General features: G+C 49.4%; 7 protein-coding genes. 5 read left to right on the top strand and 2 right to left on the bottom strand.

All coding sequences use genetic code 11. The features are described 5' to 3' along the window. Window positions 1–94 precede the first annotated feature (94 nt). Window positions 95–985 (bottom strand): cysteine synthase CysM, encoded by an 891-nt coding sequence (gene cysM / locus ACO6VG_RS17935; RefSeq protein ID WP_422133565.1) that lies wholly within the window; start codon window positions 983–985, stop codon window positions 95–97. Between the two features lie 107 nt (window positions 986–1,092). Here cysM and ACO6VG_RS17930 point away from each other — a divergent pair, with 107 nt between their 5' ends. Further along, window positions 1,093–3,837, top strand: a complete 2,745-nt coding sequence (locus tag ACO6VG_RS17930; RefSeq protein WP_422133564.1) for a response regulator — start codon at window positions 1,093–1,095, stop codon at window positions 3,835–3,837. A 93-nt stretch (window positions 3,838–3,930) separates the two neighbouring features. Here ACO6VG_RS17930 and ACO6VG_RS17925 read toward each other — a convergent pair whose 3' ends face one another. Continuing rightward, window positions 3,931–4,263 (bottom strand): hypothetical protein, encoded by a 333-nt coding sequence (locus ACO6VG_RS17925; RefSeq protein WP_422133563.1) that lies wholly within the window; start codon window positions 4,261–4,263, stop codon window positions 3,931–3,933. Window positions 4,264–4,579: 316 nt separating this feature from the next. Here ACO6VG_RS17925 and ACO6VG_RS17920 point away from each other — a divergent pair, with 316 nt between their 5' ends. From ACO6VG_RS17920 to ACO6VG_RS17905, 4 genes are all read left to right on the top strand, one after another. Next, window positions 4,580–8,293 (top strand): DUF4116 domain-containing protein, encoded by a 3,714-nt coding sequence (locus tag ACO6VG_RS17920; RefSeq protein WP_422475008.1) that lies wholly within the window; start codon window positions 4,580–4,582, stop codon window positions 8,291–8,293. A 156-nt stretch (window positions 8,294–8,449) separates the two neighbouring features. Continuing rightward, a complete protein-coding gene (locus ACO6VG_RS17915) occupies window positions 8,450–11,830 on the top strand; it encodes a PEP/pyruvate-binding domain-containing protein (protein ID WP_422475006.1) in 3,381 nt (1,126 codons plus the stop codon). Next, window positions 11,769–11,981: a DUF4116 domain-containing protein gene (locus tag ACO6VG_RS17910; protein ID WP_422441787.1), complete on the top strand. Its 213-nt coding sequence runs from the start codon at window positions 11,769–11,771 to the stop codon at window positions 11,979–11,981. The genes ACO6VG_RS17915 and ACO6VG_RS17910 overlap by 62 nt, the downstream gene beginning before the upstream one ends. A 54-nt stretch (window positions 11,982–12,035) precedes the next feature. Beyond that, complete coding sequence (locus ACO6VG_RS17905; RefSeq protein ID WP_422475004.1) at window positions 12,036–15,806, top strand: DUF4116 domain-containing protein; 3,771 nt, start codon at window positions 12,036–12,038, stop codon at window positions 15,804–15,806. The last annotated feature ends 182 nt before the right edge of the window (window positions 15,807–15,988 follow it).

The raw sequence follows: 15,988 nt of genomic DNA, 5'->3' as shown, positions 1-15,988 counted from the left end.
TACAGCTGTATAAAATTTCAGTACTGGAGAGCAATGACTGTGTAAATGTTTTTTGAACCCGCTTTTAGACGACACAGTCAATGCGTTGATTCCCCTATCGGTTAAAGACGTTGGTAGAAAGATAACGATCACCCCGGTCACAGATAATGCAGACGATGGTGGCATTTTCCACTTCTTCAGCCAGTCTTAATGCTCCCGCGACAGAGCCACCGGAAGATACACCGCAGAATATACCTTCTTTTTTGGCCAGGGTTTTCATGGTTTCTTCGGCTTCGGACTGATGGATATCCATCACTCTGTCTACACGACTGTCATCGAATATTTCCGGCAGGTATTCCGGTCGCCAGCGCCGAATACCGGGAATGCTGGCTCCATCAGCAGGTTGCAGACCTACAATCTGGATATCCGGGTTCTGTTCTTTCAGGAACCTTGAGGTACCCATGATGGTGCCGGTAGTACCCATGGAGCTGACAAAGTGGGTGATCTCACCACCAGTCTGCTGCCAGATTTCAGGGCCGGTGCCTTTGTAATGCGCCAGAGGATTATCCTGATTAGCGAACTGGTTGAGCACTTTGCCCAGACCTTGCTTTTCCATTTCCAGCGCCAGATCCCGGGCCCCTTCCATACCCTCTTCCTTGCTCACCATTTTAAGCTCTGCACCATAAGCAGCCATGGCACCCTTGCGTTCTTCGCTCATGTTATCGGGCATGATCAGAATCATTCGATAACCCTTGATAGCAGCAGCCATGGCCAGGGCTATACCGGTGTTACCACTGGTCGCTTCGATCAGATTATCACCGGGCTGGATGACGCCCCTGGCTTGCGCCTCAGATATCATGGAGAGCGCAGGACGATCCTTGACCGATCCGGCGGGGTTATTTCCTTCCATCTTCAACAGAATAGTGTTCCCTCGCCCGGCAGAAAGCCTCTGCAGCCGAATAAGAGGAGTGTTGCCTACCAGCGACTCGATTGTGGGGTAATCCATACTCTCTAAACCAAAACTTCCTAAACCAAAACTTCCAAAACTGACACATAACTCTTATGATGCCCCCAGCATAAATGATAATAATCCAGTCTGTACAATTATTACTTATGAAAACATCTTTCCAGACTGTTCAGCGCAGGATTCTTGTTTTAGCACTGCTACCGGGCACACTCATCTCTGCCCTTACGTGCAGCCTCTATCTCTGGGCACATTTAGCCGGACTTGACCAGCAGCTGACCACGAAAGCCAGAGACATGACTCGCAAGCTGGCGACGCTTGTAGTTTATTCAATAGAAAGCGGTGAGATGCAGAACACCCGTGATCTGGCGGTCCGGATTCTGGATGATACTGATATCAGGGCAGTCAGCCTGCTCGATCGAAATGGCAGGGAATTACTTCATACCGGCCCCAACCTGCTCCCTGTAGGCATAGATCAACCACTTCCCGACGCTCTGACTCTTTTCACCACCCGGGATACCTTAAGAGCTATTACCCCCGTGGTTCGACTCAGTGGTGATTCAACTGAAACCCTTGGCTGGCTGCAGATTGAATACGCTTATTCGGAAACACGTATACAAAAACACAGAGCCACTCTTGTGGCCGTTATTCTGCTGGCTCTGGCTATTGGCATTGTCCTTTCTCTCTACATGAAGCTGTCCCGCTCCCTGATAAACCCCATGCGGGCCATCGCCGATGCTATGGATAAAATCGATGCAGATGATCAGGATAGCCGACTGGAAGCCTCTCCCGGGAGTCTCTACTTTACACTGGAGCTGGCTATCAACAGACTGCTCGAGCGGCTCACTCACTCCCGGGAGGTGTTGCAAAGAAGCGCTGACTTATCCACCAATGAATTACACGAAACTCTGGAAACCATAGAAATCCAGAATGTTGAGTTGGACCTGGCCCGAAAAGAAGCACTCGAAGCCTATAAGAGTAAAAGTGAATTCCTGGCCAATATGAGCCATGAAATTCGGACACCTCTAAACGGTATTTCCGGCTACACTGCCCTGCTGCTTGAAACGGAACTTAAATCACAGCAAAGGGAGTATCTGTGCACTATTGAGAAATCTGCCCAGGGTCTTATGACCATACTGAATGACATTCTCGACTTCTCCAGAATCGAGGCAGGCAAGCTCGAACTGGACAATCAGCAACTCAGTATCCGGGAAGTGATCGACGATGTCCTGGCTATTATGGCCCCTGCGGCACACCATAAATCGCTGGAACTGGTCAGTTTCATTTATGAAGATACTCCTGAAGATATCATTGGCGACAAGCTGCGGCTCTCCCAGATTCTGACCAACCTGGTAAGCAACGCCATCAAGTTCACCAATTACGGCAGTGTCGCCATTCGAGTCATGCTGGAGCAAGTGGATGACGCTGACATCCATACACTTAAGTTTACCGTCACAGATACTGGTTCAGGGCTGACGTCTGAACAGCACTCCCGCATTTTCAAATCTTTCTCTCAAGCTGACTCCAGCAGAACACGACAAGCCGGTGGTACTGGTTTGGGACTCGCCATCAGCAAAAGTCTTGTCGAACAGATGCAGGGGGAAATCGGACTCGATTCTGATCTGGGCAGAGGCTCTACTTTCTGGTTTACCATTCGAGTCCGCTCGATAAAAGATGAGAGCCTTCTGTTTAAGCCGGAGCCCTTACCCGGCTGCCGTCATGTATTACTTTACGAGCCTCAGGAACTCTCCAGGCTTTCCATAGGGCATCAGGCACAGAGCCTGGGATTAAAAGTCACTTCTTTTCAGTCTTTGTCAGAACTGCAGACTTACGTTGAAACTCATAACAACCATGACCTGCTTCTGCTGAGCCAGGGTGACGATCATCTGCAGCGCACCCTAAAAATCGCCGTAAACTATCTCCAGCAAAGCCCGGTTCTGATTCTTGCCGTGGCCGGTAGCAGCAACCTGCTGGATACTCTGCCCTCAGGGATTCACTGCCTCCTTAAACCCGTAGCCAGAAACAAGCTCTTGCGGGCGATTAAAGGGATGACTTCGAACCCCGCCCCCGGAGCCGATGTCATGCGACCTGCCAAAGCAGTGTTTGAAAAAAAACTGGATATCCTGATCGTGGATGATAATGAGGTCAACCTTAAGCTATTGGAAACCATTCTGTTAAAAATGGATCAGTCTGTAGTCACTGCCAAAAATGGTTTTGAAGCCATTGAATGTTGCCATCAGAAAATCTTCGACCTGATACTGATGGATGTTCAGATGCCTGAGATTGATGGCTTGGAAACGACTCGTCGAATCAGAAATATCAACACTATTTACAACCGTATTCCTATTATTGCAGTGACTGCCCACGCACTGCCTGAAGAACGCAAGCAGATCCTGCAAAGCGGGATGGACGACTATATGACCAAGCCCGTCAACACCCGTCAGCTGGTCTCTACCATCAGTCACTGGACAGGCAATTCAGTGCAGGCACCGGATGACCCGACTGAAGAGAGCCTATCCGTTCAGCTAGAGGCTGACTCCTCACCAATAGACGTGGAGAAGAGCATACAACTGGCAGCCGGCAACCGGGAACTGGCCAGAGAAATGCTGGACATGCTACTTGATGGTTTGCCAGAGGATTTGCAGACCATCGAAGAGAGCTTCCGAAACCATCTCCATGAGCCGTTACTGGATCGGGTTCACAGACTTCACGGAGCTTGCCGATATTGCGCGGCACCAAAACTTCTGAAAGCCTGTCTGGAGCTTGAAACCAGCCTCAAACAGAGTACCCACCTCAATTCAAGCCCTATTATTCATGGTGTTGAAGAAGTGATTAAAGCCATTAAAGAGCTTCTGGAATGGCAGCGGTCGAAGGAAGCAGTAGCTATTGCATGAGGGCTACCTGCTTCTGTTCCAGCCAGCCTTGTTGCGTCTTCGCTTAATTACGATCAGGCGGAACCTTCACGGGCACCAGCATTTTCTGCAGGTTTACCTTACCTTTCTCGTCATATCCCCTGAAGCGCTTCTCCTTAACCACCAGGCCCGCAATACATGACTGCAGTTGTGATCAGGCTTCCATACCCCGGGAAATGTGTCACTGCCAAGGCATTGGATAACTCGCTCTGGCCCGGGGCGACGGTGATAATGCTGTAGTATTCTCAGAATGGTCTCTTCGTTATCCATGGCATTAGGCAAAACCGGTGGTACTCTGAAGGGGTACTCTGAAGGCGTCGACGAGAAATTGCAACGCTTCTGGTTGTGCCAGGGAGGCAGGTTGCACAGATCGACAATGGCTGAGGCCAGGGGACCTTTGCAGTTCAACTATTTGTTGCTGCCCTACTTTGACTTTTTCTGGCCATCGCCGGTAAAAGGGCTTTTGACCACGCCGTTTCCAAAGTGCTTTAACCCAGTGGATATAATCATCTGCACTCAGCGTTCCCAGAGATTTCTCAATATATTCAGGGTGGGTGTCTGCTATTTTCGAAGGTCGCCCGGAAATTTCGCTACAACCCTCAAGAAACAGCTCTCATTCTGGTCTCTCTGTGCAAGCAGAGGCCTGATGTTGATTTATTGAAACTTTTTTCAAAAGTACCGGTCTCATATAAAGGTAATCAACGAAATCAAGGAAATTAAGGCTATGGATAGCATTCAACCAACAAGATCAGGCCCGACTGAGGACAAATCTGCCCGGTTGTCGGGTGGTCAGGCAGCGTATGCACTCAGCCGTTCTATCACTCCTAACGATCATGAGAGCCCTCCTCACAAGCAGCTGCGGTTAATGAAGGTTGATCCAGGTGAAGCTTTCCCGTCTTTTACTCCGCTATCCGCTCGTGGTATCGAATGCCCGGATACGAAAAATAGCAAGCCTGCCAGCCATGACTTGCCAGCTGACTTTTCAACTCTCATCAAAGACGAGCAAATCCGATCCTCTATAGGCGGCAAGGGATTGTTTCTGCACCGTATGCAACAGGCCGGGATTCCGGTTCCACGCTTCACGGTGGTTGACACAACCCTGATCGCCAGGCTCGAGCAACAGCCTTTCCCCGCAAAATGCCTGTTGCCCTTTTTGCCAGATATAGACACGCAGAGTCAGCAATCATTCAGCCTGGAACAACTGCGCACGATCGTTACCAAACTCCCCCACCCGCAACAATCAGAATGGCTTAAGGGTTTATCCGGGTTTATTGCCAGTGAGGATTTCTATCAACAAGTAGAAAATATCAGTGCTGCCCGGGGTATTCGCCATCGCTACTTCAGACTTCGGCAACAAGCCAGTGGAGCCTGTATCGTCCGCAGTTCCGGCGTCGATGAAGACCGCTTCGGCAACGCCCAGGCCGGTCGCTATGATTCCCGGGTTCATGGTGGCGGCGATATCCTGAAAACCTGCCTGCAAGTCCTGTCATCCGCCTACCGGCCTGAAGTCTGCCCGAACGGACAGGTAAAGCCCATGGCGCTGGTCCTGCAGCAGTGCATCCATTGCCTGCTGGGGGGCGCAGTGATCAGCCACTCAACACTACAGGACAATACCATTGAGGTGGAATATGCACTGGGTCAACCCCGGGGGGCGGTCTCCGGAACCACAGGTATCCGCCCCCATCGCTATTCGATCAAGCGCAGTGATGACGAAAACAGTCAACCAGATCGGCAATTTACCCCGGGTGATGTTACGACACAGTTTGTCCTGGAAAAAATCACCGATGAAGAGACCGGTGAAGCGGGTTATATCGAACGCAGCAAGACGGCAACCACCGATGCAAAAGACATCATGCTCTCTGACAAGATATTGCAAGAACTGCAGAAAAACATAGAAAAGCTCGAAGATATGTTCTGTTGCCCGGTCGATGCTGAGTTCGGCGTGGATGGCGATCTGCAACTCCACCTGTTCCAGAGTCGACCAGTGACTCAGCTGCCGGGCAGTACCCGTTTCTCTGCACCTGCGCCAGCCCGGCCACTGGCTGAAGGAATCATGGTCAGTGAAGGTTGCTGCAGTGGTGTGGCCCTGGCAGTCACCGAACCGGTCAGCGCAGAACAGATTCCACCCGGTGCCATTCTGTTTGCCAATCACGCCAGTGACTGGATGCTGGCACCTGATATTTTAAAACGTCTGGGCGGCTGTGTGTTCAAACAAGGGGGAACCAACGATCATGTTGCCATCACCCTGCGTCAAGCGGGTATACCCTGTCTGTTGGCTGGTTGTCAGTATTCTGAGGCATTAAGACAGAGCAGCGGACAACAGGTAACACTGGTGGCAGGCAGTTTTGCCGACAGCCCCGGAGCCTGTTTGCTGACCGGCGACCAGTCTGCCTACTGGCAGGCCAATAGCAGGACTTCTGGTGAGGATATCATAAGCCGACCCTCAAGCTGTCTCACAGAACCGCCCGACTTCACCAGAGTCGACACAGGTTTTGACTGGCTGAACCGCCAGAATAATCGCTTGCTGGACTACTTTCATGCCGACAGACTACTAAACCACTGCCTTGCTCCGGGTCGAAGCAAGGCAATGAGTATGTCAGCAAACCGAACGGATCTATTACTGGAACTCGGTACGGAGACTCTTCTTCTGCAGAACGATTTGCAGCAATTTCTAACCGGTTATGAGCGCTTTTTATATCTGGCTGCAGGCTCTGAATCAGGCGCCCTATCTTCCGGAGTCCAGCCCTTTGTCAATGAACTCACAGCACTCAAAAAACAATGTAAACACCTGGAGGATGCCATTAATGATCTCTGCTCAAAAGTGCTCTTGCCGCTGGCTACAGGAGGAGAATTGCCCACCCGGCGGACGAATTTAGGACAATGGCTGAAAGATTGCCAGTCCTTGCTGGATAAACTGCAAAAACTGACCCAGCCCAGAGAAGTGTGCGATATCCATTCTGCTCATGACCTGATTTACTGGTTTCATCGGCGATTTGTCAGCGCTCTCGCCCCGGTGGCCGAAGCATCCGGCCAAGGTAAAATTACCGAAATTACAGAAAAGAGAATCCTGATTGATATACTCCCCCGTGGCGTTTCCGGACTATTAAACGACAATTGCATCTCGGTACTGAGCAAACTTAACGTAGCCAGTCTTCGCATGCTTAATATGATGGATGCCGCCTTGATTAGTGCAACACTCGGAGTACATGCCTGCACCATAACCATGCTGGAACAGGCCGAGGGTGGCAAGGGCCGGACACTCCGCCTCGACATCTCAGATAAGTTTTCCCAAAATCTGCATTTACAGGGCAAACTGAAGCGTTTCTGGTTTTTGGTCCAGACACTGCGCTGCACATCAATTGATAGCAATTCACGGCCAATGGCAATCAGTTTCAATCAAAGTGCGGGAAAAATGACCATAGAATACACTCAGGTTGATACAAAACCAGCATTGCAAGATGGCTTTGTGAAATTGGTGACCATTCTGTCAGGACTCACCTGCATGGATATATCAATCAACAAATTTAATCCCGGTGACACTTCTGAAAAGTGGTATTTTGAAACACTGGTTAAAAAGTGCCAAAACGGGCTGGACGAACCTGAAAACAACTGGATATACAAACATTGTCTGGTACTGGATGCAATCAATAACCGTGATATGTCGGATTCTTGTAATTATGATTATACGTTCTTTGATTATCTGGAAAGCGAACACAGACTCTTCTTTAAAATGGCCAAAAAAGCTCGCCAGCAGCGTATGAGAATTAATACTGTGAATCGAAATAGAGAACTTCGCGAGATCTTGGCCGCAGAGACCAAACACCTTAAGCCGGATGATGCCGCAAGAATAATAAAAGAACTGTTAGCTCACATGGCCATTGGAGGCCTATCGACACCCACTTTTATTGAACTCTTGCGTGAGGACTTTAATTTAGATGACGACAGGGCTCAGGTTAGATTCCTTGTTCGCCATAACCCAAGAGTATTTAAATATATTGCCGACCGATTTAAGAATGATAGTGAAATAGCTGAATCTGCAATAGAACAGCAAGGAGATTTATTAGAGTATGCCAGCAATCACCTCAAAAATAATAAATCGCTAGTGATGATTGCCGTCAATAATTGTGGTAGAGCCATCGAATATGCCAGTACAGATCTCAAAAATGACCCCGCTGTGGTTTTGTCAGCTACCAGAAACCATGTTTTTGCCTTTTACTATGCCGGACAGACAGTAAAAAACAATGAAGCCCTGTTGAGGAAAATCATTAAGGAAAAACCGAAAGCCATGTACTTTGCTACTGAATCTCTTAAAAATGACAAGGATTTTGTCCTGCCTCTGCTCTCTCGATATCCCCGCGTTTACGAAAACCTTAGCGACAAACTGAAATCTGATCCGGACATCCAGGCTGCAGTGCAAAGGATGGAAGTCTCATACTGATCCAAATCTCTGCATCCCGTGCACTACAAAGACTGCCTGCTTCATAGCCAGCTCAGTGGATGCGAGTCGCACACCTCAATTAAGCCCGGACTGATTAGTTGAAACTTTTTTCAAAAGCACTGGTCGAAATTAACCAGGATTATGGAAATCACAGTCATGGAAAACACTCAGCTAACAACATCGGGCCTTGCTTCACTCAAACCTGCCCGTAAGCCAAACTGCGACAGAGCATCTGCATTCGCTCGTTCTGTTATTTCTGCCAGACAAGACTCCTCTCCTTGCATGAAGGATAATTCAGACAAAACTCATCTCTCTTGTCCTGAACTCACTGCTCGTGATATCAAACTTCCGAATACGGATAACCGCAGGCCCGTCAGCTATGACTTGCAGCCTGTCACCTTGCCTAGCAGCAATGACAGGCAAACCCGGGCCTTTATGGGCGGCAAGGGGCTGTTTCTGCAGCGTATGCAGCAGGCCAGAATCCCGGTTCCACCCTTCACTGTGGTTGACACAACCCTGATCGCCAGGCTGGAGCAACAGACTTTCCCCGCAAAATGCCTGTTGCCCTTTTTGCCAGATATTGACACCCGGAGCCAGGAATCATTCAGCCTGGAACAACTGCGCACGATCGTTACCAAACTCCCCCATCAGCAACAATCAGAATGGCTTGAGGGGTTATCCGGATTTATTGCCAGTGAGGATTTCTATCGACAGATCAAAAATATCAGTGTTGCCCGGGACATTCGCCATTGCTTCTTTATGCTCCGGCAACAAGCCAGCGAAGCCTGCATCATTCGCAGTTCCGGCGTCGATGAAGACCGCTTCGGCAATGCCCAGGCCGGTCGCTATGATTCCCGGGTTCATGGTAGCGGCGATATCCTGCAAACCTGCCTGCAAGTCCTGTCGTCCGCCTACCGGCCTGAAGTCTGCCCGAACGGGCAGGTAAAACCCATGGCGCTGATCCTGCAACAGTGCATTCATTGTCAGCTGGGGGGTGTAGTGATCAGCCACTCAACCTTACAGGACGATACCATTCAGGTGGAATTTGCTCCGGGTCAACCCCGGGGGGTGGTCTCCGGGAATACAGGCATCCGCCCTCATCGCTACAGGATCAGGCGCAGTGATGACGAAAACAGTCAACCAGATCGGCAATTTACCGCTGGAGAAGTTATCACACAGTTTGTACTGGAAAAAATCCCCGGTGAAGCGGGTTATATCGAGCAGAGCACCTCGGCAACCTCGGATGCAAAAGACATGACGCTCTCTGACGAGATATTGCAACAGCTGCAGAAATACATAAAAAAGCTGGAAAATATGTTCTGTTGCCCGGTCGATATTGAGTTCGGCGTGGATGGCGATCAACAACTCCACGTGTTCCAGTGCCGACCAGTGACCCAGCTGCCGGGCAGTACCCGTTTCTCTGCACCAGCACCCGCCCTGCCAATGGCTGAAGGAATCATGGTGAGTGAAGGTTGCTGTAGTAGTGTGGCCATGGAAGTCACCGAACCGCTCAGCGCAGAACAGATTCCACCCGGAACCCTTCTGTTTGCCAATCACGCCAGTGACTGGATGCTGGCACCCGATATTTTAGAACGTCTGGGCGGCTGCGTGTTCAGACAAGGGGGGACCAACGATCATGTTGCCATCACCCTGCGCCAGGCGGGTGTACCCTGTCTGTTGGCTGGTTGTCAGTATTCTGAGGCATTAAGACAGAGCAGCGGACAACAGGTAACACTGGTGGCAGGCAGTTTTGCCGGCAGCCCAGGAGCCTGTTTGCTAACCGGCGACCAGTCTGCCTTCTGGCAGGCCAACAGCATCACTTCCGGCCAGGATATCATCGGCTTACCCGCAACCACTCCTGTAGAACCGCCCGACTTCACCAGAGTCGACGAAGGTTTTGCCTGGCTGAATCGCCAGAATAACCGGTTGCTGGACTACTTTCGCGCTGACCGGTTACTAAGCCACTGCCTTGGACCAGGGCGAAGCAAGGCGATCAGTATGTCAGCAAACCGATCGGATCTGTTACTACAACTTGGCATGGAGATTCATTTTCTGCAGGACGATTTGCAACGATTTATAACCGGTTATAAGCGTTTTTTAGATCTGGCCATTGGGTCTACAGCGGGCTCGATAGTCAGTTACTTTATCGATGAACTCCCGCTCCTTAAAAAACAATGGCGCTACCTGAAGGATGCTATTGGTGACCTGTACTCAGAAGTGGTCACGCCGCTGGCCAGCAAAGGAGAATTGCCCAGACGACGGACGAATTTCAGACAATGGCTGAGAGATTGCCAGACCTTGCTGGATAAATTGCAAAAACTGAACCAGCCCGGAAGAATGAGCGATATCCATTCTGCCCACGACCTGATCTATTGGCTTCATCGGCGATTTGTCAGTGCTCTTGCCCCGGTGGCTGAAGCATCCGGTCAGGGACAAATTACCGATATTACATTATATGGAACGCTGATTGATATACTCCCCCAGGGAGTTCCCGGACTATTAAACGACGATTGCCTCTCAGTACTGAGCAAACTTTTTGTAGTAGAGCTAGACATGCTAAATATGGCGGATGCCGCTTTTGTTAATGCAACCCTCGGAGTGCACGTCTGCACCATAACCATGCTGGAAGAGGCTGAGGGAGGCAAGGGCCGAACACTCCGCCTTGACATCTCGGACAAATTTTCCCAAGACGAGAAAAACAAGCACTTACAAGGTAAATTGAAGCGTTTCTGGTTTTTGGTCCAGACGCTCCGTTGCGCATCAATTGATAGCAGTTCACGGCCAATGGCGATCAGTTTCAATCAAAGCGCGGGGAAAATGATCATAGAGTATACCCAGGTTAATTCCACACAAGCATTACAGAAAGCCTTTGTGAAATTGGTGAACATTCTGTCCGGGCTCACCTCCATGGATATATCAATCAACCAATCTAATTTCAGTAAAAATACTGACAAATGGTATTTTGAAACGCTGATTAAAAGGTGTCAAAACGGGCTGGACGAACCAGTAAATAACCGGACGTTCAAACATTGCCTGGTATTGGATGCAATCAATGACAGAGATGCTGCTTATTGGCATCATGAATATACTTTCCTCGATTATCTGGATAGCGAATACAAGCTGTTTTTTGATATGGCCAATAAAGCTTGTCATTGTATTAAGGCAACTGAAGATCCGAACAAAAATTCAGAACTTCGGCAAATATTTAATGCTGATACCAAACACCTTGAGCCGAATGATGCCGCAAGAATAATAAAAGAACTGTTACTTTCCATGGCCATTGCAAGCGACTCGCCATTGCAGGACGCTTGCATTGAACTTCTGCGTGAGGACTTTGATTTAGATCATGACAGAGATCTGGTGCTTTTTCTGGTTCGGCAAAACCCATGGATATTTGAAGATGTCGCCGACCTATTCAAGGATGATATTGACATAGCTAAAACGGCCATAGAGCAGGAAGGTGATTTATTAGCCTTTGCCAGCGAACGTCTCAAAAACAATACATCGCTGGTATCGCTTGCCGTCAATAATCATTGATTGTGCTCTCCACTCTGCCAGTAAAGATCTCAAAAATGACAATGATGTGATTCTGTCAGCTACCAGAAGAAATATTTATTCCTTTGACTATGCCAGGTCGTTAGCAAAAAACATTGAAGCCCTGTTGAGGATAAGACTGACGGATAGTTGAAACTTTTTTCAAAAACACCAGTCAAATATAGAAAGGATTATGGAGATCACAGTCATGGAAAACACTCAGCTAACAACATCGGGCTTAGCATTACCCACATCTGCCTGTTCGCCAAAATGCGAAAAAGCATCTGCATCTGCATTCGCTCGTTCTGTTATTTCTGCCAAGCAAGATTTCCCACCCTGCATGAAGGATAATTCAGACAAAACTGTCCTCTCTTGTCCTCAACTACCTGCTAGTGATATCAAACTTCCGAATACGGATAACCGCAGGCCTGCCAGCCATGACTTGTCCAGCTTGCAAGCCAACAATGACCGGGCCTTTGTGGGCGGCAAGGGACTGTTTCTGCACCATATGCAGCAGGCCGGGATCCCGGTTCCACCCTTCACTGTGGTTGACACTGCTCTGGTCGCCAGGCTGGAGCAACAGCCTTTCCCCAAAAAATGCCTGTTGCCCTTTTTGCCACACATAAACATGCGGAGCCAGAAATCATTCAGTCTGGAACAATTGCGCACGATCGTTACCAAACTCCCCCATCCGCAACAATCAGAATGGCTCAAGGGGCTATCCGGATTTATTGCCAGTGAGGATTTCTATCAACAGGTCAAAAAAACCAGTGCTGCCAGGGAGATTCACCATTGCTACACCCTACTTCGGCAACAAGCCAGGGGAGCCTGCATCGTCCGAAGTTCCGGCGTCGATGAAGACCGCTTCGGCAATGCCCAGGCCGGTCGCTATGATTCCCGGGTTCATGGTGGCGGCGATATCCTGAAAACCTGCTTGCAAGTCCTGTCATCCGCCTACCGGCCTGAGGTCTGCCCGAACGGACAGGTAAAACCCATGGCGCTGGTCCTGCAGCAGTGCATCCATTGTCGGCTGGGGGGTGTAGTGATCAGCCACTCAACGTTGGAAGACGATGCCATGGAGCTGGAATTTGCACAGGGGCAACCACGGGGGGCCGTCTCCGGAAATGCAGGCATCCGCCCTCATCGCTATACGATCAGGCGCAGTGATGACGAAAACAGCCAACCGGATCGGCAATTTACCCCGGGAGACGTTAGCAGCCAGTTTGTTCTGAAAAAAATCACCGGTGGAGAGGGTTATGTTGAAGAGTGCATTGCGACAACCGGCAATGCAAAAGACATCAGGCTTACTGACAAGATATTGCAACAAGTCCAGAAGTATATAGAACAGCTGGAAAATATGTTCTATTGCCCGGTGGATGTGGAGTTCGGTGTCGATCACCAGGGGAATGTCTTCGTCTTCCAGTGTCGGCCAGTGACCCAGCTGCCGGGCAGTACCCGTTTCTGTGCAGCCGCTCCCTCCCTGCCTCTGGCTGAAGGAACCCTGGTCAGTGAAGGTTATTGCAGTGGCCTTGCCCTGGTGGTTAACGAGCCGGTCAGCGCGGAACAGATTCCGCCCGGTAGCATTCTGCTTGCCAATCACGGCAGTGACTGGATGCTGGCACCGGATATTTTAAAACGTCTGGGCGGCTGCGTGTTCAAACAGGGAGGAACCAACGATCATATTGCCATCACCCTGCGTCAGGCGGGTATACCCTGTCTGGTGGCTGGTTCTCAATATTCTGAGGCAGCCAGCGGGCAACAGGTCACACTGGTGGCAGGCAGTTTTTCCGGCAGCCCCGGAGCCTATTTGCTGACAGGCGACCAGTCTGCCTTCTGGGAGGCCAATAGTACCCATTCCGGACAGGAGACCGTCAGCTCACCCGCAACAGGTGCTGCAGAACCCCCGGACTTCACCCGGGTCGACGAAGGCTTTGGCTGGCTGAATCGCCAGAATAACCGCTTGCTGGATTATTTTCTCCCTGACCGAATACTAAGTCACTGCCTTGGCCCGAGGCAGAGCAAGGCCGTCAGCATGTCAGCAAACCGATCGGATCTGTTGCAACAGCTTGGCATGGAGATTCGGCTGTTGCAGGATGATTTGCAACTGTTTGTATCCGGTTATACGCGCTTTTTAGATCTGGCCAAAGTGTCTCAATCCGATAAAGCACACATTAAAGTGCGAACCTTTTGCAATGAAATCCAGCTCCTTGAAAAACAATGCAAGAGCCTGAAAGATGCCATTGATAACCTGTGTTCAAAAGTGGTCATACCGCTGACCACTGGCCTGAAAGTATCCAGCCAGCCTGCGAATTTCAGACAATGGCTGAAGGATTGCCAGACCTTGCGGGATAAATTGCAAACACTGACCCAGCCCAAGCAAGTGACAGCTATCCATTCTGCTCATGACCTGATTTACTGGCTTCATAAGCGATTTGTTAAAGCTCTTGCCCCGGTGGCTAAAGCATCAGGACAGGGAGAAATTACCAAATTTGCTAAAAAGAGATCGCTGATTGATATGCGCCCCCCAGGCGCTTACGGACTATTAAACCACCGTTGCATCTCGTTACTGGAGGATATTCCCGGATTGAAGCTAAGTGTGCTTAACATGGCGGATGCTGCTTTTGCCACTATATCCTTGGGAGTACACGTCTGCACCATAACCATGCTGGAACAGGCCGAGGGAGGCAAGGGCCGTACACTCCGCCTCGACATCTCGGACGATTTTTCCCAAGACCAGAGAAACATACACCTACAGGGTAAATTGAAGCGTTTCTGGTTTTTGGTCCAGACACTCCGCTGTGCATCGATTGATGAAAATTCACGGCCAATGGCGATCTGCTTCAATCAAAGCACGGGTAAAATAACCATAGAGTGCAATCAGGTTGATTCCACATCAGCATTACAGGAGGCCTCTGTGAAATTGTTGGTTATTCTGTCAGCACTGCGCGACATGGATATGTCAATCAACAATTCTTCTCAGGGTGCAATTGCTGATCGGTGGAATTTTGAAACACTGGTTAAAAGGTGCCAAAACGGACTGGACGATCCCTTAAATAAGTCGACATACAAACAATGCCTGGTATTGGATGCAATCATAAGAAATGAGACAAGCTTCAAAAATTACGTGCTATTGGATTCAATCTCAGGGGGCGGGGATGATGACTTCGACGATCGTCCAAGCCACTCCAGACCTGATGATGTTTCGCTCCTTGATTTTCTGGAAAGTGAATACAGGCTCTTTTATGAAATGGGCAAAGGAATCGGTGCCTGGTTTCAGAGAACTAAGGACCTGAATAACCATTCGGAACTTCGCCAAATCATTACCACTGCTACCAGCCACCTTGAGCCGAAGGCTGCACAAGGAATTATAAAAGAACTGTTATTTTGTATGGCTAGTCTGGATGATTGGCGGCGCATAGATGATGTTGCTATTAAACTCTTGCGTGAGGACTTTGATCTGGATAAGGATAGAGGACTGGTGCTTCTGCTGGTTAAGCAAAATCCAAAGATATTTGCATCTCTCGATGACAAATTGAAGGATGATGTTGACATCGCTAAAACTGCAATAGAACAAAATCCATATTTTTTAAAATATGCCAGCGATCGTCTCAGAAATGATAGAACGCTGGTAAAGATTGCCGTCAAAAAAGATGGTGATGCAATCAGGTATGCCAGTAGCAAGCTCAAGAATGACCACGAGGTGGTTCTGTTGGCCACGAAAAAGAATGCGTATGCCCTTTTTCATGCCGGGAAGACAGCAATAAACGATGAAGCCTTGTTGAGGATTATCATTAAGGAACAACCCATGGCCATCGTATTCTCTAATAAGTCCGTCAAAAATGACAAGAAGCTTATTCTCCCACTGCTCTCACGAGAGCCTGACATCTATAAATATCTCAGCAACAGACTGAAATCTGATCCGGATATTCTGGCTGCTGCCGGGCAACGGAGTCAAGGCTCTTCGTGTGTAATCCTCTGACTCTGACTTTCACCTTCTGAGTGCGCTTTTGTGAACTGATGGGGTGCAGATAAAGACGCCCGGTACCGGAATGTCGCCCCGAAGGTCGCCCGGAAATTTCGCTAGAACCCTCAAGAAACACCTCTCATTCTGGTCTCTCTGTGCAAGAGGAGGCCTGATGTTCATTTATTGAAACTTTTTTC

Origin of the sequence: Endozoicomonas sp. ALB032, from assembly GCF_049310125.1 — a bacterium.
GTDB lineage: Bacteria > Pseudomonadota > Gammaproteobacteria > Pseudomonadales > Endozoicomonadaceae > Endozoicomonas_A.
This window is presented reverse-complemented; position numbering and strand designations above follow the sequence as displayed.